The organism is Asanoa ishikariensis, assembly GCF_900107455.1.
Taxonomy (GTDB): domain Bacteria; phylum Actinomycetota; class Actinomycetes; order Mycobacteriales; family Micromonosporaceae; genus Asanoa; species Asanoa ishikariensis.
The window spans coordinates 515743-535792 of record NZ_FNQB01000003.1; the positions used below are offsets into that span (position 1 = coordinate 515743).

Sequence of the window (20050 nt, forward strand, 5' to 3'; positions counted from 1 at the left end):
CCCGATGTCACCTGAAGCCGGGACCGGGCCGGCGCTGCCCGGCCGCCTAGCGTCGGCTCATGACGCGTCCGTCGTACTCCGATGTGCAGGTGCGGGATCCGGGGCGGCCGACCCCGCCACGCACACCGTACGAAGAGGTGGTGCACGGCATCTGGCGTGACGTGTTGTCCGATGTGGTGGGTGCCGTCGACTTCGGTGTGCACGACGACTTCTTCGAGCTCGGCGGTCACTCGCTGGCCGCGCCCCGGATCGTCGCGCGGATCCGCAAGACGCTGGGTGTGCAGGTGGCGGTCCGCGACTTCTTCGGCTGTCGTACCGTCGCCGCCCTGGCCTCGGTCGTCGCCGCGCAGTCGTCCGCCGGCCCGCAGGTCATCGAACGCCGGCCGCCCGACGCCGAAGCCGTGCTCTCCTTCGACCAGCAACGCATCTGGCTCGAGAACCAGCTCCAGCCGAGCCTCGCCTACAACGTGCACGGCCGCCAACGCCTCGTCGGCCCACTCGACGTCGCCGCCCTCGAAGCCAGCATCCGCGCGGTCGTGCGGCGCCACGAAGCGCTGCGCACCCGGTTCCCGCTGGTCGACGGACGACCGGTGCAGGTCGTCGACGACCTCGGCGACGCACCGCTGATCGACGTCGAGGACCTGCGCGAGGTCGCCGACCCCGCCGGGCGGGCGGCCGAGCTAGCGGACGCGCAGGCCAACACGGTGTTCGACCTGACTGCCGGGGGCCTGCTGCGCTGCCTGCTGCTGCGCACCGGCGACACGCGGTGGGTGCTGAGCCTGACCGCGCACCACATCATCTGCGACGACTGGTCGATCGGGCTGTTCATGCGCGAGCTGTCGGCGCTGTACGCGGCCGGCGGTGACGCGGCCAAGGCCGGCCTGCCACCCTTGCCCATCCAGTACGGCGACTACGCCGCCTGGCAGCGCGACCGGCTCACCGGCGAGACGCTCGACACCACCGTCGCCTACTGGCGCGACCATCTCGCGGGCGCGCCGCCCGTGCTCACGATGCCGGTGACGCGGCGGCAGGACGGCGACCGGGAGCGCGGCGAGTGGACGCGCGGACGGCTCTCGGCGGACGAGACCGCGGCGCTGCACATGCTGTGCCGCACGCACGGCGTCTCGCCGTTCATGGTCGCGATGGCCACCTTCGCCACCGTGCTCGCCCGCTGGTCCGGCCAGCGCGACGTGGTGATCGGCGTGCCGAACGCGGGCCGCAACGACGCCGGCACGGACACCCTGATCGGGTTCCTGGTCAACACGCTGCCGATCCGCGTCGACCTGACCGGCGAACCCACCTTCGCCGACCTGCTGACCCGCGTCCGCCAGGTCTGCCTCGACGGGTACGCACACGCGGACGCGCCGCTCGACGTGCTCGTGCGCCGGCTCGACCTGACCCGCGACACCCGGCACACGCCACTGTTCCAGGTCGTGTTGAGCATGTTGAGCACGAGCGCCTCCACGGTGTCGCTGCCCGGGCTCACGGTGGAGTCGATGGACGGCGCCACGGCGCTGCCCACCAAGCTCGACCTCACGCTCAACGTCCAGGAGTCCGACCAGCGGCTGCACTTCCAGCTCGACTACAACCCCGAGCGCTACGACCGGTCGATGGTCGAGGCACTGGCGACCCAGCTCGAAGCCCTGCTCCGGGCCGCCGTCGCCGATCCCGCGCGGAGCATCCTCGACTACCCGCTCGGCCCCGCGCCGGCCGGCGAGGCCGCGGACGCGATCGCGCTCACCGCCGACGACCGCGTCACCGCCCTGACCGGTTCGCCGGGGCTGGCGGCGTACGCCCGCGCGACCGCAGGGGGCGCGCTGTACGAGCCGCCGCCGTTCGGCACGGCCGACGTCTCCGCGTGGCTGCGCGAGACCGGCGTCACCGCGGCGTTCCTCAGCAGCCCGGCGCTGCGCGCGCTGGCCGGTCCCCTGCCCGACCTCCGCCTCGCTGTCGTCGAGAACACCGGCGAGCTGCTCGGCCACGACCTCGACACGCTGCGGCGGCTGGCACCGCAATGCCGGATCGTCTGCGTGTACGGGGTCACCGACGGCCGTCCACTCACGACATACGAGGCGGCGGCCGGCCCCGCATCAGCGCGGGTGCCGCTGGGCCAGGACCCCGTCCCGCTGGTGAACCCGGCGGGCCGGCCGGCCGCCGTCGGCGAGGTGGCGGTGCTGCCCACCGGTGACCTGGCGCGCCGCGGCCCGGACGGCACGCTCGAGTACGTCGCCGGCGGCCCCGACCCGGTCGAGACGGTGGCCGCCCTGCGCGAGCTCCCCGAGGTGCGCGAGGCGCTGGTCCTAGCCGAGTGCGCCTACGTCACCGTCGGCGAGCCGGCGCGGCACGGCAGCGAGCTCCGGCAGGACCTGCTGCTGCGGCTGCCCGACTACCTGACGCCACGGCACGTGGTCGTGCTCGACGCGCTGCCCCGCACGCCGGCGGGCGACTACGACCTCGCCGCGCTCCCGGAGCCGACCGGCTCCGCGCCGGCCGCGCCCGTTCCGCCGCGCACCCCGTACGAGGAGGCGGTGCACGGCATCTGGTGCGACGTGCTCGGCGAGACCGACTTCGGGGTGCACGACGACTTCTTCGAGCTCGGCGGCCACTCGCTGCTCGCGCCACGCATCGTCAACCGGATCCGGGAGACGCTCGGCGTGCAGATCGCGGTCGGCGACTTCTTCGGCTGTCGTACCGTCGCCGCCCTGGCCTCGGTCGTCGCCGCGCAGTCGTCCGCCGGCCCGCAGCTCATCGAACGCCGGCCGCCGGACGCCGAAGCCGTGCTCTCCTTCGACCAGCAACGCATCTGGCTCGAGAACCAGCTCCAGCCGAGCCTCGCCTACAACGTGCACGGCCGCCAGCGGTTGACCGGCCCCCTCGACGTCGCCGCCTTCGAAGCCAGCGTCCGGGCGATCCTGGAACGCCACGAAGCCCTCCGCACCCGCTTCCCGCTGGTCGACGGGCGGCCCGTCCAGGTCGTCGACGACCTGGACCCGGGCTGGCGGCTCGCGGTCACCGACGTCAGCGGGGATGCCGAGCCCATGGCGCGGGCGGGCCGGCTGGCCGACGAGCAGGCGACCACACCGTTCGAGCTCGCCGCCGGCTCGCTGTTCCGCTGCCTGCTGGTCAAGGTGGGCGACGACGCGCACGTGCTCAGCCTGACCGCGCACCACATCGTCTGCGACGAGTGGTCGATCGGGCTGTTCGCCAGGGAGCTGTCGGCGCTCTACGCGGCCGGCGGCGACCCGGACAGGGCCGGCCTGCGACCCCTGCCCATCCAGTACGGCGACTTCGCGGCGTGGCAGCGCGACCGGCTCACCGGCGAGACGCTCGACCGCACCGTCGCCTACTGGCGCGACCACCTCGCGGACGTCCCACCGGCGTTGACGATGCCGGTCGCGCACGAGGACGTGGCGGCCGGCACGGCCGGTGGTCGGGCCCGCGCGGTGCTCTCCGAGGCCGAGACGGCCGCGGTGGCCGACTTCTGCCGCACGCACGGCGTGTCACCGTTCATGGTCATGATGGCCGGCTACGCCACGGTGCTGTCCCGCTGGTCCGGCCAGCGCGACCTGGTCATCGGTGTGCCGATCGCCGGCCGCACGGACGCCGGCACCGACGCCCTGATCGGGTTCCTGCTCAACACGCTGCCGATCCGCGTCGACCTGACCGGTGAGCCCACGTTCGCCGACGTGCTCGCCCGGGTCCGCCGTGCGGCGCTGGACGGGTACGCGCACTCGGACGCCCCCTTGGACGTGCTGGTCCAGCAGCTCGACGTGAACCGTGACCCGCGCCGCACTCCGTTGTTCCAGGCGGTCCTCAACGTGGTCGGTGACACCCCGACGGCCGAGCTGGCCGGGCTCGTGGTCGAGTCGTTCGACAGCCCGGCCGCGCTGCCCTCCAAGTTCGACCTGAGCCTCAACGTCCAGGAGTCCCGGCGGCGGACCTGGTTCCAGCTCGACTACAACCCCGCGCGGTACGAGCCCGCGATGGTCGAGGCGGTGCTGGACCAGGTGGCCGGGCTGATCCGGACCGTCGTCACGGATCCGACGCGCGGCATCCTGGACTACCCGCTCGGTCCCACGGGCCAGGTGGAGACACCTTTGGCCACCGTGGTCGAACGCCCCGAGCCGGCGCCGGAACGCTCCGCTGTGGTGGATGTCGAGGGTGAGCACAGCTACGCGTGGCTCGATGGAGCGATCGCGGCCGTCGGCGAGCGCCTGGAGCCCGACGGGCACGTCGGTCTGGTGCGGCGGCCGACCGCCTGGTTCGTCGCGGCCCTCCTGCACCGCCTGCGCACCGGCGGCGCGTACTCCGTCATCGATCCCGAGCTCGCGCTGGCGCCGTCGTATCTGGGCGTCACGAGCGTGCTCGACGTCGCCGACCACCCGGCGGAGCCCGCGGCGGCGCACGGGCTCGCCCTCGACGCGATCCGCCGGCACGCGTGGGCCGTCGACCGGCACGGCCTCACCGCCGACGACCGCTTCGCCGCGCTCACCCACCACCCCGGGCACCTCGTCGCCGCCGTCACCCACGCCGTCGCGGCCGGCGGCACCCTCGTGCTGACCGCCGAGCCCGACGACGCCGTCACCGTCCTGTTCCTGAGCCCGCCCCAGCTCCGCGCCCTCCGCGAGCCGCTCCCGGCCCTCCGCTACGCGTTCGTCGCGCACGCCGGCGACCTCCTGCCCCATGACATCGCGCGGCTGCGCAAGCTGGCGCCGGCGTGCCGGGTCGTCGCCGCGTACCGGCCGGACCGCGACGGCCGCCCGCTGGCCAGCTACCTGGTGCCGGACGGGTGGGAGCCGGGGACGGCACCGCTGCGCGTCCCGCTCGGCACCGGCGCGGTCGAACTCCGGAACGCCACCGGCCAACCGGCCGCCGTCGGCGAGGCCGCCGAGTTGCACGCCGGAGACCGGCGCACCGGCGACCTGGTCCGGCGCTGGGCGGACGGCACGCTGGAGTACGTCGGCGAGGTCGACGCGAACCCCGCCCACGACCCGGTGCGGACCGTGCGCGCCCTGCGCGAGCTGCCCGACGTGACGGACGCCGTCGTGACCGAGTGGGCCGACACCGACGGCAACCCGGTGCTCGTCGGCTACCTGGCCGGCCCCGATCCGGAGCGGGACACGGCCACCGTGCGCCAGCTCCTGATCCCGCGCCTCCCCCGCTACCTGCTGCCGGCCCACCTCTTCGTGCTCGACGTGATCCCGCGGACGCCGGACGGCGACTACGACCTCGACGCGCTGCCCGAGCCGGACGAGGACGACCTGGGCGGCGACCGGTACGTCGCACCCCGCACTCCGGTGGAACGCCGACTCGCGGAGATCTTCGAGGAGCTGCTGGGCCTCGGCCGGATCGGCGTCCACGACTCGTTCTTCGAGCTGAACGGCTTCTCGCTGCTGGCAACCCAGATGACCTCCCGCGTACGTGAGGCGTTCCAGGTGGAGCTCCCGCTGCGCGAGGTCTTCGGCTCCCCCACGGTCGAGGGCGTCGCCCAGCTCATCCTCTGGAAGCAGAGCGAGCAGTCCGACGCCGCCACGCTCGAGGCGATGCTGGCGGAGATCGAGGCGGAAGAGTGATGCGCGACCTGTCGGGCCACCTCGCCGCCCAGCTCGCGGCCGACCGCGCCGCACCGGCCGCGGTCGGTGACGTGACGCTGACCTACCAGGGCCTGGCCGACCGGGTCGACGCGCTCGCCGGCAGCCTCGAAGGCCACGTGACGGCCGGCGACGTGGTGGCGCTCGACATCCGCTCGCCCGTCCTGGGGCTCGTGGCGAGCCTGGCCACCGACCGGCTCGGCGCGGCGTACCTCCCGCTCGACACGGCCGCGCCGGCCGGCCGGCAGCGCTGGGTGGTCGAGAACGCGGCCGCGCGGGTGGTGGTCCACCAGACCGGGCCACTCGCGCTGGAGCCGCGGCCGGTGACCGCGACCCGACCCGCCTGGCCACTGACCGACCCGGGCTACGTCATCTACACCTCCGGCACCACCGGGCGCCCCAAGGGCGTACACGTGCCGAAGCGGTCGCTCGTCGAACGCCTCGACGGCCTGCTCCAGCTGCCAGGCCTGCGCCGTGGCGGCTCCATCCTCGCGATGAGCCCGCTGTCGTTCGACATGTCGGTGGTCGAGCTCCACCTGCCACTGGCCGCCGGCGGGACGATGGTCACCGTCGACCCGGCCGCGCGCCGCGACGTCGACGTGTTCGACCGCGCCGTGCGGGAGCACCGACCCGACGTGGTCCAGGCGACGCCGTCGTTCTTCCGCTTGATGATCGCCTCCGGGTGGCGGGGCAACCCCGACGTGGCGCTCTGGTGCGGCGGCGAGGCCCTCACCGACGAGTTGGCGAACGCGCTGCACGAGCGCTGCGGCACGCTCTGGAACATGTACGGGCCGACCGAGGCGACCGTGTGGGCCTCCGCCTGCCGGCTGGCGCCCGGTCAGCCGATCTCGCTCGGCACCGACCTGCCCGGCACCGCTGTCGAGCTGGTCGACCAGCGGGGCCGCGTGCTCACCGCCGCCGGCGCCGAGGGCGAGATCCGGATCAGCGGCGCCGGCATCGCCGACGGCTACCTCGACGCCACACCGACCGAGACGGCGCGGTTCGCACATACGGCGACGTCCCGGACCTACCTGACCGGCGACCGGGCGCGCCGCGCCGACGACGGCTCACTGACGTTCGTGGGCCGGCTCGACAACCAGGTGAAGGTGCGCGGGCACCGGGTCGAGCTCGGCGAGGTCGAGTCCACACTGGAGTCCCACCCGGCCGTCACCGAGGCCGTCGTCGTGCTGGTCGACCAGGGCGATCCCGACACCACCCACCTGTCGGCCGCGGTGGTGACCCGCGGCGGCGTCCGGGTGCGGGACCTGCGCGCCTGGTTGGCGGAGCGACTGCCGGCCCCGATGCTCCCGTCGACGTTCCAGGTCGCGACCGCGCTGCCGCGGACCAGTGCCGGGAAGCTCGACCGCGTGATGATCAGCAAGCGGCTGTCCGCCGGTGAGCGGCTCTCCTGACAGACCCGACGAAAGGACCGCCGTGGCCACCGGCAACCCCCTGACCGACAGCGTCCGGACCGTCGCGGAGCTGCTGCGCACGCGCGCGGCCGACCAGCCGGACCGGCTGGGATACACGTTCCTGGTCGACGGCGAGCACGAGGAACTGCCCCTGACCTACGGCGAGGCGGACCGGCGGGCGCGGGTCGTCGCGCAGGCACTGCGGGAGGCCGGCGCCCGGCCGGGCATGCGCGCGTTGCTGGTGCTGCCGCCGGGACTCGACTACGTCACCACGCTCTTCGGGTGCCTCTACGCGGGTGTGGTGGCGGTGCCCGTCTATCCACCGGACCCGTTCCAGCTCGCGCGGTCGCTGCCGCGGCTGTTGGCCATCGTCGAGGACGCCGAACCCACGGTCGCGCTGACCACCGCGCCGTTGCTCGGCTTCCTCGACGAGGTCGGCCGCCTCGCACCCGCGCTCGGCGCCCTGCGGTGGGTCGCCGTGGACGCCGTCGACGAGGCCACCTCGGACGAGCCGGTGACCGTGGCGCCGGAGGCGACCGCGTTGCTCCAGTACACCTCGGGGTCCACGGCGGACCCGCGCGGCGTGCTGCTGTCGCATGCCAACCTGCTGCACAACTCGGCACACATCCAGCGGCTGTTCCACACCACCAGCGACAGCCACGGGATGGTCTGGCTGCCGCCGTACCACGACATGGGTCTGATCGGTGGCCTGCTCCAGCCGCTCTACGGCGGGTTCCCGGTGACGCTGATGTCACCGCTGCACTTCCTGGAGCAGCCCATGCGCTGGCTGCGGGCGATCGCGCGGCACGGCGCGACGGCCAGCGGCGGCCCCAACTTCGCGTACGACCTGTGCGCACGCCGGTGCGGCCCGGACGAGGCCGCCCAGCTCGACCTGAGCTCCTGGCAGGTCGCCTTCAACGGTGCCGAGCCGATCCGGCCGGAGACGCTGGAGCGGTTCGCGGCGACGTTCGCGCCAGCGGGTTTCCGGGCGGAGGCGTTCCTGCCGTGCTACGGCCTGGCGGAGGCGACGCTGATCGTCTCGGGCCACGGCGGCACCGGTGCCGGCCCGGCCGCGCTGCCCGTCGTGCCCGTCGACCGCGCCGCGCTCGAAGGCCACGTCGTGTCGCCGCCCACCGACGGCGCCGCCGTCACCCGGCTGACGAGCTGCGGTCCCAGCCACCCGGACCAGCGCCTCGCGATCGTCGATCCGGCGACGTCGACCGCCTGTGAGCCCGGTCGGGTGGGCGAGATCTGGGTGTCCGGCCGAAGCGTCGCCGCCGGATACTGGCGCCGGCCGGACGAGTCCGCCCGGGTCTTCGACGCGCGTCTCGCCGGCGACGCCGCCACCGCGTACCTGCGCACGGGCGACCTGGGCTTCCTCCATGATGGACAGCTCGTGGTCACCGGCCGGCTCAAGGACCTGGTCATCGTGCGCGGCCAGAACCACTACCCGCAGGACATCGAGCTCAGCGTCGAGCGGGCCGACCCGAGCCTGCGCCCCGGCTGCGGCGCGGCCTTCGTGGTCGCGGAGGACGAGGACCGGCTGGTCGTCACGTGCGAGGTGCGGCGCGGTGCGGTCGTCGTGGTCGCCGACGTGGCCACCCGGATCCGGCAGGCGGTCGCGTTGGAGCACGGCCTGGACGTGCACACGGTGGTCCTGGTCGAGGCCGGCGGCATGCCGAAGACGTCCAGCGGCAAGGTGCAGCGGCGACTGTGCCGCGCCCGCTACCTCGCCGGGGGCCTGCCCGAGATCGGTCGCGCCGAGCCGCCGGCCGCCCCCTCGAACGACGCCGCGCCGGTCGCCGCGGAGCAGGTGCGCGCCGCATCGGAGGAGACCCGGCGCGCGCTGCTGGAGCGCTACCTGGTGGCTCTGCTCGTCGAGATCACCGGCACCGCGCCCGCCGATCGGCTCGCGCCGCTGCTCGCGACCGGGCTCGACTCGCTGGCCGTCGTGCAGCTCAAGCACCGCGTCGAGAGCGAGCTTCAGGTCGACCTGTCGCTGCCCGCGCTGCTGGGCGGGGCCAGCCTGGCCGAGACCGTCGACCAGCTCGAAGAGCAGCTCGCGGCCGGTCCCGCGCCCCGACCGCCGGCTCCCGCGGCGGGATCGGCGGAGCCGATCGCGCCGATGGCGTACGGCCAGCGGTGGATGTGGTACCTCCAGAGCCTCGAACCGGCCAGTCCGGCGTACACGATCGCGGTGGCCCTGCGGTTGCTCGATCCCGCGGACCCGGCCACCCTGCGGCGCGCGCTCGACGCGCTGGTGGCCCGCCATCCCGCGCTGCGCACGACGTTCCAGGTGAGCGACGGCGAGCCGGTGCAGGTCGTCGCGCCGACCGGCACGGCGGCCTACCGCGAGCACGCCGCGGCCCACCTCGACGACGCCACGTTGCGCGCCGTGCTGACCCGGGCCGCCCGCAGGCCGTTCGACCTGGCGACCGGGCCGCTGTTCCGCGCGGACCTCTACCGGCGCGGCACCGACGACGTCCTGCTGGTGTCGATGCACCACATCGTCACGGACTTCTGGTCGTTGACCGTCCTGGCCCGCGAGCTCGGCGAGCTGTACGCGGCGTACGCCGCCGGCCGGGAAACCTCCCTTGCCGAACCGGCGACGACGTACGCGGAGGCCGTGCAGTGGCAACAGTCCCTGTTGGACGACCCCGTGGCCGGCGCGCGGCTCGCCTCCTATTGGGACGGTCAGGTCGGCGCGGGAATGCCCCGCCTGGCCCTGCCCGCGGTCGACGCGACCGGTGGTGACGGCGTGCGGCAGTTCGCGCTGCCGGCCGCGCTCGCCGAGCGGCTGCGGGAGCGGGCCTCGGAGGCCAACGTCACGCTCCACATGACGCTGCTGGCGGCCTTCCAGGGCGTCCTGCACCGGTACACCGGCCAGGAGGACCTGGTGGTCGGCGCCGACGTGGCCGGTCGTGGCCAGCCCCGGTTCGCCGAGGTGGTCGGCTGCTTCACCAACCCGGTCATCGTTCGCAGCCGGTCGGTGGCCGGCGAGCCGTTCCGGGCCATGCTGACCCGCACCCGCGAGCGCGTCATCGGCGCGCTGGAGCACCAGGACTATCCGATGATGCTGCTCGCCTCCCGCGGGACGATTCCGCGTCGAGGGCCACTGTTCGACGTGCTGTTCACGTTCAACCGGTCACCGCGCCACGGTGACGACCTGGCCGCCCTGGCCTACCTGGGCCGGCCCGGCGTCGTGCGCGCGCTCGGTGGGCTGCGGGTCGAGAGCTTTCCGCTGCCGCCGGCCCGGAGCGCGTTGAAGATCGAGCTGGTGATGGCGGAGGTCGACGGGGTGCCGCACGGCGTGCTGCGCTACCACGCCGACGCGCTCGACGACGCGGCCGCGCAGCGGTTGGTCGACGCGTTCGTCGGGCTGCTGGACTCGGTCGCGACCGACCCGGACCGGCCCTTGAGCGAGCCGGCGGTCAGCCCGGCCTGACCGCCGGGGCGAGAGCCGTGACGATCTGGCGGGCCAGCTCCACCGACCCCTCGGCCTCCAGCGCCCAGTGACCGGCGCCCAACTCGGCCGTCACGAGCGGCTCGCGGGTCTGTTCCTGCCACACGGACAGATCGGTCGTGTCGACGTTCTCGTCCTCGGCACCCCGGATCGCCAGGATCGGCACCGGCAGCGGCGGGGCCGGGCGGAAGACGTAGCCGTCGTACAGCTCCCAGTCGGCGCGCAGCGGGCGTTCGATCATCTCGATGAAGTCCGGGTCGGCCATCAGGGACTCGTCGGTGCCGCCCATCGACGCCGTCTGTGCGAGCAGCTCCCGGGTCGGCAACCGGCCCATGCCGGTGTCGAAGACCACCCGGGGCGGCAGGCAGCCGCAGACGACGAGCAGCCGGGGGTTCCGGCAGGGCGCGCGCACCAGGAGCTGCGCCACCTCGTACGCGACCAGCGCGCCGGAGCAGTGCCCGAGCAGGGCGTAGTCGCCCATGAAGGCCGCGTAGCCGTCGCGGCGGGCCATCGCGTCGAACTCCGCCAGCAGCGGCTCGATCCGGCGGTGCGGCGTCTCCCGCAGCCGCCGCCCGTGTCCCGGCAGCACCGCGGCGGACAGCGCGACACCGGACAGGCGCAGGTGCTCACGCAGGTCGTTGAAGACGGTGGAGGCGGCGCCGGCGTGCGGGAACGCGAACAGCTCGAGCCCGCCGGCGCCGCGGCGGTAAGGGAACCACTTCTCGACCGACGACATTCACCCAGTCAAGCGGACGCCCCCGGTCGCCTCCTGTCCTGTGTATCGGCGACAGCGCCCGTCAGCCGTCGTCGCGGCAGAGGCAGAACGGGTGGCCGGCGGGGTCGAACAGGACCCGCACGTTGTCCTGCGGCTGGTGGTCGGCGAGCTTGGCGCCCAGCCCGATCGCCTCGGCCGTCGCGTCCTCGAGGTCACCGACCTGGAAGTCGAGATGCATCATCGGGCGCTGCTCCCCCGCGACCGGTGGCCACACCGGCGGCTCGTAGCCGTCGGCCTGCTGGAAGACGAGGAAGCCCTTGCCACCGGGTGTGCCCATCACGGTCGTGCCCGGTTCCTCGTGGACGATCGGCCATTCGAGCAGTTGGTGGTAGAACCGGGCCAGGGCACCGGGATCGGGCGCTTCCAGCGCGGGTCCCCACCACATTTCAGGCATACGAGTGCGCATGACCGCCAGCATGCCATCGATGCCCGCCGTCCGCAGGGCCCGTCAGCCGGCCGGCCGGCTCTGGTCGATCACGCCGGCCAGATCCTCGACGACGCTGTTCTCGAACACGGCCTGCGGCGCCAGGCTGGCGCCCAGGTCGCGCTGGATGCGCATGCGGCTGCGGGCCGCCAGCAGCGAGTGCCCGCCGAGCCCGAAGAAGTCGTCGTGCACGCTGATGCCCTCGACCCGAAGCAGCTCCTCCCAGAGCTGCACCAGGTAGCGCTCGGTGTCGGTGCGCGGTGGGGCGAACTCGCGCCGCCGCTGCGACCGCTCAACCGCCAGGTCGCGCAGCCCCGTCCAGTCGCGCTTGCCGTGCGCGTCCAGCGGCATCGCCTCCAGGACGATGAACTCCGCCGGCACGTACGGTTCGGGAAGGCGCTCGGCCAGGAACGCCCGCAGCTTGGCCGGGGACAGCCCTTCGACCGCCGGGATCACGAAGGCCACCAGCCGCAGCTCGCCGGCCTCGCCCACCGCGGTCACGGCCACCTCGCCGACGTCCGGGTGCGCGTAGAGCGCGCCCTCCACCTCGGCCGGCTCGACCCGGTGGCCCGAGATCTTGACCTGGTTGTCCGCCCGGCCCAGGTATTCCAGGGCGCCGTCCGGGTCGGTGCGCACCTTGTCGCCGGTGGCGTACATCCGGCTGCCGTCCCCGGCGAACGGGTCGGCGACGAACCGCACCGCCGTCTGCCCCGGCCGGTCGAGGTAGCCCCGGCCGACACCGGCGCCGGCCACGTAGAGCTCACCCGCCTGGCCGGCGGCCACCGGGCGGAGCCGTTCGTCGAGCACGTGGAGCCGGGTGTCGTGCAGGGCGGTGCCGATCGGCACCCGCGCGGAGTCGGCCGGCAGGTCGCGGATCACGTGGCCGGAACAGGCCACTGTGGCTTCGGTCGGGCCGTAGAGGTTGCGCAGATCGCCGTCGAAGCCGCCGGCCCGCAGTTCCCGGCACGTGTCGGCGAGCAGCACGTCGCCGCCGGAGCACAGCACGCGCAACGACGCGAACGCCTCGCGGTCGTGCCGGGCCAGGTGGTTGAGCGCGATCGCCGGCGCGAGCATGGCGGTGATGCGGCCGCGCCGGAGCTGGCGCATGAGGTCGGCACCGATGAGGTCCGCCATCGAGGGCATGACGACGAGCTGCGCGCCGCCCGCGATCGTCCGCAGCAGCTCGAACGTGAACGTGTCGAACGACAGGCTCGACGCCTGCGCCATGCGGTCGCCCGGCCCGACGGCCGGGATCGCGGGGTTCAGCGCGAACGCGGCGAGCTGGCGGTGCTCGAGGACGACGCCCTTGGGCTCGCCCGTGGAGCCGGAGGTGAACAGCACGCTCGCCGCGCTCTCCGGCCGGGCCACGACCGGCGGCGGCACCGCCCCGGCGGGCGGGTCGAGGGCCACGGCGGCCACGTCCAGGTGGGCCAGCCGCTCCTCCCAGCCCGGCTCGGTGACGACCAGGCGCAGCCGTCCGGCCCGGATCATCTGGTCTCGCCGGCGCTTGGGATACCCGGTGTCGATCGGCACGAACGCGGCACCGGCCCGCAGCACGCCCAGGACGGTCACGATCGCGCCGGCGCCACGCCGCAGGAGCACGCCGACGCGGTCCTCGGGCCGGATCCCGCGGGCGATCAGCGCCGCCGCCGCGGCATCGACCCGCTGGCCCAACTCCGCGTAGGTCAGCACGGTCTGGTCGTCGGCCACGGCCGGCAGCTCCGGGTGGGTGCGGACCGCGCGGTCGAGCAGCTCCGGAACGGTGGCGGGAGATTCGGTCACAGGGCTGGCCCTTCCGCTGTCAGAACTCGAAGTCGTCCTCGATCACGTTCCGGATGCCCGCGGGTGCGGTCAGGAACGTGAGCGGCTCGCCGGGCAGGAGGTGTGCGCGCGTCCGGCCGTACTCCTCCCACTCCGCCAGGTCGTCCTTGTCGACGTCGACGTCGCCGTCCCAACCGATCACGCTGATCGGTGTGCGCACCGGCCGGATCGGCGGCAGGTAGCCGAGGCACATCGACACGTCGGCGCGCAGCACGCGGGTGGCGAGCGCGACGAGCTCGCCCGGCAGCTCGCCGTCACCGAGGTCGCGGGACACCCGCTGCAGCTCGGCCGCGATCCGGCGGTCGGACATCCACGGGTGGTAGAAGCCGTAGAAGCCGCGGTAGGGCACGAGCGACGCGGAGACGAACAGCCGTTGCGGCGGCGGTGCGCCGGCCTCCTCCACCCGGGCCACGAAGGCGTGCGCGAGCAGGGCGCCCATGCAGTGACCCAGCACCGCGTACGGGCGGTCGAGGTAGGGCCGCAGCGCCTCGACCGCGTCGCGGGCGAACGTGTCGAAGTCGGTGTAGTGCGGTTCGAGGATCCGGTTCTCGCGGCCGGGCAACTGCACGGCGTGCAGCTCGATCTCCCCGATCCGGGCCGGCCAGCGGCGCAGCGACGACGCGCCCGCGCCGCCGTACGGGAAGCAGAACAGCACCGGTTGGTCGCCCGGTGACGGCTCGCGCAGCAGCCACTTCGTTGACGCTGGGATCACGCGCCCTCCCCCGGTCTCGACCGCCGCTTCGCCGTGACCGTAGGCGGGCCGGGTTAGCCGGCGGTTACGCGCGCGGCCGGCATAACCACGGGCTAACCGATGTGGGGCACAGTGGCGCCGTCCGCGCGCCGACGGCGAAGGGGTTTCCCGTGGCCCACCTGCCCATCCTCGAGCCCGACCAGGCGGCGACGCTGGACCTCACGTCCGCCGCGGTGCACGCCGAGTACGACCTCTCCGCGGTCTGGCGCCACCTCCGGACGACCGCTCCGCTCCACCGGCACCGCTCGGTCGACGGCAGTCCCGAGTTCTGGGTGGTGACCCGCCACGCCGACGTCACGGCGGTGTTCCGCGACGGCCAGCGCTTCACCTCGACCTCCGGCAACGTGCTGGAGACGCTGCTGGTCGGCAGCGACTCGGCGTCCGGCAAGATGCTGGCGGTCACCGACGGCACGCGGCACACCGAGGTGCGCCGGATCATCGCCGGTGCGCTCACCCCGGCGCTGCTGGACCGGCTGGCCGACCGGATCCGCGCCCAGGTCCGCGGGCTCGTCGCCGACGCGGTCGAGCGGGTCGAGGGCGACTTCGGCACGGACGTGGCCGCCGCGGTGCCGCTGGCCACCATCTGCGACATGCTGGCGGTGCCCGACGAGGACCGCGCCTACATCCACCGCCTCGGCTCGTCGTCGGTCAGCTCGCACGAGCCCGCCCACGGCACGCTCGACGCCTGGACGTCCAAGAACGATCTCCTCGCCTACTTCATCGACCTGGCCGAACGGCGCCGGGCCGACCCGGGTGACGACCTCGTCAGCGTGCTGGCCACCGCCCGGGTCAAGGGCCGGCCGCTAGGCACCGACGAGATCGTCTTCAACTGCTACAGCCTGATCCTGGGCGGCGACGAGACGACCCGACTGGCGATGACCGGTGGCGTGCTCGCGCTGGCGGAGAACCCCGACCAGTGGCGCGCGTTCCAGCGCGGCGACGTCGGCATCGACTCCGCGGTCGAGGAGGTGCTGCGCTGGACGACGCCGTCGCGGCACCTCGGCCGGCTCGCGGTCGAGCCCGTGGAGCTCGGCGGCGGGCGGATCGCGGCCGGCGACGTCGTGACCGCCTGGCTCGCCTCGGCCAACTTCGACGAGCGCGAGTTCGCCGCACCGGACGAGTTCCGGCTGGACCGCAGCCCGAACCGGCACCTCACGTTCGCGTACGGGCGGCACTTCTGCGTCGGCGCGCGGTTGGCCCGCATCCAACTGGAGGCCACGCTGACCGCCCTGCGGGACCTGGTCGGCGACATCGCGGTGACCGGTGCGCCGCAACGGGTCTACTCGAACTTCATCGGCGGCACGTTCACGCTGCCGGTGGCGCTCAGCGCGGCGCCTGCCGGTCAAGGTAGGCCGCGAACTGCCGCAGCACCGGGTGCTTGAACACCGCGACCAGCGGGACCGGCCGGCCCAGCCGGCGCCGGAGTCGGGCCGCCAGGCCGATCGCGAGCAACGACTGGCCGCCGATGTCGAAGAAGTTGTCGTCGGCGCCGACCTCCGCGACGCCGAGCACCTCGCACCACACCGCCGCGACCGTCTGCTCGGCCGCGGTCAGCGGCGGGCCGCCGAGCGGGTCGGCCGCCGGCCGGACGGGCGCGGGCAGCGCGGCCCGGTCGACCTTGCCGCTCGTCGTGAGTGGAAAGCGGTCCAGAGGCACCAGTGCGGCCGGCAGCATGTAGTCGGGCAGGTGCGCGGCCGCCGCCCGCCGCACCGCGTCGACGTCGAACTGGCTGGCCCGCCCGGTCCGGCAGTAGCCGACCAGGCCCGGGCCGCCCGGCGCGTCGTCGCGGAGCACCACGACCGCCTGCGCGACGCCGGGGCAGTGGCTCAGCACCGCCTCGATCTCGCCGAGCTCGATCCGGTAGCCGCGCACCTTGACCTGGTCGTCCGCGCGGCCGAGGAACTCCAGCCGGCCGTCCGGCCCGACCCGCGCCCGATCGCCCGTGCGGTACATACGGCCACCGTCGGCCGCGACGAGGTCGGCCACGAAGCGCTGGGCGGTCAGGGCCGGCCGGCCAAGATAGCCGCGGGCTACTCCGCTGCCGGCCAGGTAGAGCTCGCCCTCCGGCGCGGGTCGCAAATCGGCGTCGAGCAGGTACACCCGGGTGCCGGGCAGTGGGCCGCCGAGGTGTGGGCCGCCCGAGTCGTCGACCGGTGTCCAGGTGGCGTCCACCGTGCACTCGGTCGGCCCGTACAGGTTGATCGGGTCCAACCGGCCGGCGGCGCGCAGGGCGGCGAGCCGGCTCCACAGACCGGGCGGGATGGCCTCGCCGCCGATCAGCAGGCGCAGCGGCCGCTCCAAGCTGAGCTGGTCGAGCAGTGACACGAGGTGCGACGGGGTGATGTCGAGCTCGTCGAGGCCTTCCGCGTCCACGAGCGCGGCCAGCGCCGTCGGGTCGGCGCGGACGGCGTCGCCCACCATGACGACCGTGTCGCCCCGGCAGAGCCGCAGCCATTGCTGGACCGAGGCGTCGAACGACGGGCTCGCGTTCCAGCCGACCCGGGACGGTGCCCGTTCGGCGAGCCGGCCGAGGCCGTCGAGCAGTGCGGTCAACGATCCGTGCGTGACCTCGACGGCTTTGGGCTCGCCCGTCGAGCCGGAGGTGTAGATCGCGTACGCCGTGTCGCCCGGACGGATCGCGGACGTGCCGACGCCGGACGGGGCCGACCGCGCGCACGTCTCGACCGTGAGCACACGGCGGGCGCGGGCCGGCGGCAGCCGGTGGCGGTGCGCGGCGTCGGAGAGCAGGATCGCCGGACCGGCCTGGTCACACATGTAGGCCAGCCGGTCGGCCGGCAGCGCCGGGTCGAGCGGCAGGTACGCGGCGCCGGCGCGCAGCGTGCCCAGCAGCCCGACGACAAGGTCGATGCCGCGCGGCAGGAGCAGGCCGACCACGCTGCCCGGGCCGGCGCCGCGGGCGGTGAGACCGGCCGCGACGGCCGCGCTGCGGGCCGCGAGCTCGGCATAGGGCACGGCGATTCCCTCGTGGACCAACGCCGGACGGTCGGGATGGTCGGTGGCCACCCGCACGAACCGGTCGACCACCGAGCGCCAGGGTTGGCCTGGGGCCTCCCCCGCCGCGAGGGGCTCGGCGAGCACAGTCATGGTCGATCCTCCCGGTGGGCGGAGCGGCACCGGCCGCTTCAGAAGCTGAACCTGGCCGGAGCCACGGACAGGGCCGCCACCTCGGAGGCGAGCTGTTGCTCGAGTGCGGCCAGGTCGCGGGCGTTCCCGCCGCCGTTGCGCGCACCGATCAGCCGCTCGGTGGTGCCGAGCATCCGGATCAGGTCGGGCGTGCTGACGCCCTTGCCGTCGAGGTAGGGCAACGACCAGAAGTCGAAGTCGTAGAGCGGCAGCCACACCGACTCCGTCACGCGGGCGAACATCTCGTCGGTGAGGTTGGCGGCCTCCTTCGACGACATGCTGAAGTGCGACCAGGTGTAGCCCTCGCCCTCGATGCCGAGCAGCTCCTTCTGCTGGTAGACGGGCGAGCGCGGGTTGGCCCACCAGGCCTGGGCCCGCCAGAGGTCCGGCGCGGTCTCGTTGAGGAAGTCGATCGTGTTGCCCACGGTCTTCTCGGTCTCGCCGGGGAAGCCCACGATCATCGACGCGAACGTCGTGATGCTCCGCTCCTTGAGCCGGGCGATGCCCGTGCGGTACTGGCTGTCCTGCGCGAGCTTGTGCATGTTGGCCAGCACGTCGCTGTCGCCGGACTCGATGCCCAGGAAGACACCCGCGCAGCCGCTGCGCGCGGCCAGGTCGAACGACTCCTCGTCGCGGGCGTTGGAGCAGCGGAAGTAGGAGTACCAGTGCAGGCCGAGGTCCTCTTCGATCATCATCTGGCAGAGCTGCTTGAACCGCTTGGGCGGCACGTTGAACGTGTCGTCGACGAAGACCACGTTGCGGACGCCGAGGGCGGCCAGGGCACGCAGCTCGGTGCGCACGGTGTCCACCGAGGCCGAGGCCAGCGCGCCCGCGCGGGTGGGGTAGTCGCAGAAGCTGCACTTGAACGCGCAGCTACGCGCGGTGCGGACCTGGGCCGTGGCGCCGATCAGCTCGGGGCTGAAGCCGGTCCAGTCGATCGAGCAATGGTCGAGGTCGTTGTTCTCCGGGCGGCGCCGGGTCCGTACCCACCGGTCGTCCGGGCAGTGGACCAGGTTGTCGACCGCGCCGAGGTCACCGCCCGCGCGCACCGCGTGGCAGAGCTGGGCGAGGCTGTGCTCGCCCTGGGACTCCTGGATGTACGAGTCGGCGCCCATGGCGTAGAAGAAGTCCTCGACGGCCGGTGTCAGGCCGGACAACAGCAGGTTGTCGACCAGCGGGCCGCCGACGACGATGTGGCTCTCGGGCGACAGCTCGCGCACGAGCTCGACGACCGGGCCGACGGGCAGGATGTTGACGTAGAACGTGGTGGTGATCGCGATGACGGCCGGCTTCTCGCTCAGCAGCGCGCTGAGCCGGTCGCGCTCGCCGGAGAACAGCGAGACGGGCTCGGCCCGCAACCCCTGCCGGCGCAGATAGCTGGTCAGGTAGAGCGCGGCGAGGTTGAAGACCTCGCCGACATGGTAGCGGTCGGTGCCGCCGGTGCTGCGGTTGCGCAGCCGGCTGAAGGCGTCGAGCCACGGCATCGCGTCACCGTCGACCACCAGGTGCTCGGAGCGCATGATCTGGTACTCCGGTGTGCCCGGACCGGCGCGCTCACACATGACCTGGTAGTCGCCGAAGTCACCCTCGTTGTAACCGATCACCACGCAGTCGAGACGATCCATCGAGTCGGCCTCCCGGGGCGCGTCAGTGCAGACCGGCACGCTAGCGCCGCGCGGTTGGGATCCGGTTACGCGGACGGCAGCGGCCTATCCCTCCTTCCGGTGACATCACCGCCGCACGGGGCCGCCGGTAGGTTCGGAACCGGAAGGGAAAGGTGCGACGGGACGGCGGCCATTGTGGATGGAGCACCGGTGATTGTGGTCCGCACGTTGGGCGCCTTCGAGCTCTCCTTCGGCGATCGGCCGGTGGAGCGCTGGAAAGCCGGCAAGGCCCGCAGCCTCCTTCAGTTTCTGCTGTTGCGACCCGGCCGCACCGTGCCACGCGACGTGCTCTACGAGGCCCTGTGGCCGGACGCGCCGTGGTCGAAGAACTCGAGCTCGCTCAAGGTGGCCGCGCACATGCTGCGCTCGATCCTGGAGCAGAGCCAGGGTGACCTGCCGGCGTCCGGGCCCGCGCTGCGGCTGCTGACCCGCGAGTCCGGCTACGTGCTCGAAGCCGACCGGGTCGCGGTGGACTTCGAGGCGTTCGTGCGGTTGGCCGACGAGGCGCACGCCGCGGAGCGCGCCGGCGACCGGGTCACCGCGGCGCGGCTCTACCGCCACGCGGTCGGCCACTACGAGGGCGACTTCCTGCCGGACGTCCCGTACGACTGGGCCGGTGTCGAGCGCGAGTGGCTGCGCAGCCGCTTCCTGTGCGCGTTGACCGTGCTGACGGAGGCGGACATCGAGCACGGCGACCACGTCGGCGTGATCCGCTGGTGCCGGCGCATGCTCGACGCCGAACCGCTGCACGAGGGCACCTACCGCGCGCTCATCCTCGTGCACGCGCACCTCGGGCAGCTCACCCAGGTGCACCGCTGGTATCGGCTCTGTGCCGGCCTGCTCCGCGACCACCTCCAGATGACGCCGGACCTGGCGACGCAGCGGCTCTACGGCCGGGCGGTCCGCGGTGAGTTCAACGGCCGCCCGGTCGACCTGGGCGCCTGGCGGCACGAGCTGGCGCCGGTCGGGGCCGCGACGCTGCTGCGCACGCCGGCCTGACCGGCG

General features: G+C 73.6%; 11 protein-coding genes. 5 read left to right on the forward strand and 6 right to left on the reverse strand.

The genetic code is table 11. From position 1 onward, the window contains the following. Positions 1 to 59 precede the first annotated feature (59 nt). The 3 genes from BLV39_RS26515 to BLV39_RS26525 are packed head-to-tail and all read left to right on the forward strand — an operon-like array spanning position 60 to position 10448. A complete protein-coding gene (locus tag BLV39_RS26515) occupies positions 60 to 5573 on the forward strand; it encodes a condensation domain-containing protein (RefSeq protein WP_090798727.1) in 5514 nt (1837 codons plus the stop codon). After that, positions 5573 to 7003: an amino acid adenylation domain-containing protein gene (locus BLV39_RS26520; protein WP_090798729.1), complete on the forward strand. Its 1431-nt coding sequence runs from the start codon at positions 5573 to 5575 to the stop codon at positions 7001 to 7003. The genes BLV39_RS26515 and BLV39_RS26520 overlap by 1 nt, the downstream gene beginning before the upstream one ends. Positions 7004 to 7025: 22 nt before the next feature. Beyond that, a complete protein-coding gene (locus BLV39_RS26525) occupies positions 7026 to 10448 on the forward strand; it encodes a condensation domain-containing protein (protein ID WP_176985083.1) in 3423 nt (1140 codons plus the stop codon). On the opposite strand, the gene BLV39_RS26530 is transcribed toward BLV39_RS26525, so the two are convergent. The 4 genes from BLV39_RS26530 to BLV39_RS26545 form a co-directional block, all read right to left on the reverse strand. Then, positions 10435 to 11202, reverse strand: coding sequence for a thioesterase II family protein (locus BLV39_RS26530; protein WP_090798733.1), 768 nt, complete (start codon positions 11200 to 11202; stop codon positions 10435 to 10437). The genes BLV39_RS26525 and BLV39_RS26530 overlap by 14 nt on opposite strands. Before the next feature lie 61 nt (positions 11203 to 11263). Continuing rightward, the gene (locus BLV39_RS26535; RefSeq protein ID WP_239083464.1) at positions 11264 to 11647 is read right to left on the reverse strand and encodes a VOC family protein; all 384 of its coding nucleotides are present in this window, start codon (positions 11645 to 11647) and stop codon (positions 11264 to 11266) included. Between the two features lie 42 nt (positions 11648 to 11689). Beyond that, positions 11690 to 13447 (reverse strand): non-ribosomal peptide synthetase, encoded by a 1758-nt coding sequence (locus BLV39_RS26540; protein ID WP_090798737.1) that lies wholly within the window; start codon positions 13445 to 13447, stop codon positions 11690 to 11692. A gap of 19 nt (positions 13448 to 13466) precedes the next feature. Next, positions 13467 to 14198, reverse strand: coding sequence for a thioesterase II family protein (locus BLV39_RS26545; RefSeq protein WP_090798739.1), 732 nt, complete (start codon positions 14196 to 14198; stop codon positions 13467 to 13469). A gap of 149 nt (positions 14199 to 14347) precedes the next feature. Here BLV39_RS26545 and BLV39_RS26550 point away from each other — a divergent pair, with 149 nt between their 5' ends. Next, on the forward strand, positions 14348 to 15619 hold the full coding sequence (locus BLV39_RS26550) for a cytochrome P450 (RefSeq protein ID WP_090798742.1): 1272 nt from the start codon (positions 14348 to 14350) through the stop codon (positions 15617 to 15619). Here the strand turns inward: BLV39_RS26550 and BLV39_RS26555 are convergent. Together BLV39_RS26555 and BLV39_RS26560 are read right to left on the reverse strand one after the other, a co-directional pair. Further along, entirely contained in the window at positions 15561 to 17342 is a 1782-nt protein-coding gene (locus BLV39_RS26555) for a non-ribosomal peptide synthetase (RefSeq protein WP_090798744.1), read from the reverse strand. The genes BLV39_RS26550 and BLV39_RS26555 overlap by 59 nt on opposite strands. A 38-nt stretch (positions 17343 to 17380) precedes the next feature. Continuing rightward, positions 17381 to 19006 carry a PhpK family radical SAM P-methyltransferase gene (locus BLV39_RS26560; protein WP_090800643.1) on the reverse strand — a complete coding sequence of 542 codons (1626 nt, stop codon included), beginning with the start codon at positions 19004 to 19006 and terminating at the stop codon, positions 17381 to 17383. A 189-nt stretch (positions 19007 to 19195) separates the two neighbouring features. Between BLV39_RS26560 and BLV39_RS42465 the strand changes: the two genes are divergently transcribed. Further along, a complete protein-coding gene (locus tag BLV39_RS42465) occupies positions 19196 to 20044 on the forward strand; it encodes an AfsR/SARP family transcriptional regulator (RefSeq protein WP_176985084.1) in 849 nt (282 codons plus the stop codon). Positions 20045 to 20050 lie beyond the last annotated feature (6 nt).

Bases quoted from the DNA above. Each gene is read 5' to 3' on its own strand.
- BLV39_RS26520 (WP_090798729.1), top strand. From the start codon at position 5,573: ATGCGCGACCTGTCGGGCCACCTCGCCGCCCAGCTCGCGGCCGACCGC.
- BLV39_RS26515 (WP_090798727.1), top strand. From the start codon at position 60: ATGACGCGTCCGTCGTACTCCGATGTGCAGGTGCGGGATCCGGGGCGG.
- BLV39_RS26555 (WP_090798744.1), bottom strand. From the start codon at position 17,342: ATGACTGTGCTCGCCGAGCCCCTCGCGGCGGGGGAGGCCCCAGGCCAA.
- BLV39_RS26535 (WP_239083464.1), bottom strand. From the start codon at position 11,647: ATGCGCACTCGTATGCCTGAAATGTGGTGGGGACCCGCGCTGGAAGCG.
- BLV39_RS26530 (WP_090798733.1), bottom strand. From the start codon at position 11,202: ATGTCGTCGGTCGAGAAGTGGTTCCCTTACCGCCGCGGCGCCGGCGGG.
- BLV39_RS26560 (WP_090800643.1), bottom strand. From the start codon at position 19,006: ATGGATCGTCTCGACTGCGTGGTGATCGGTTACAACGAGGGTGACTTC.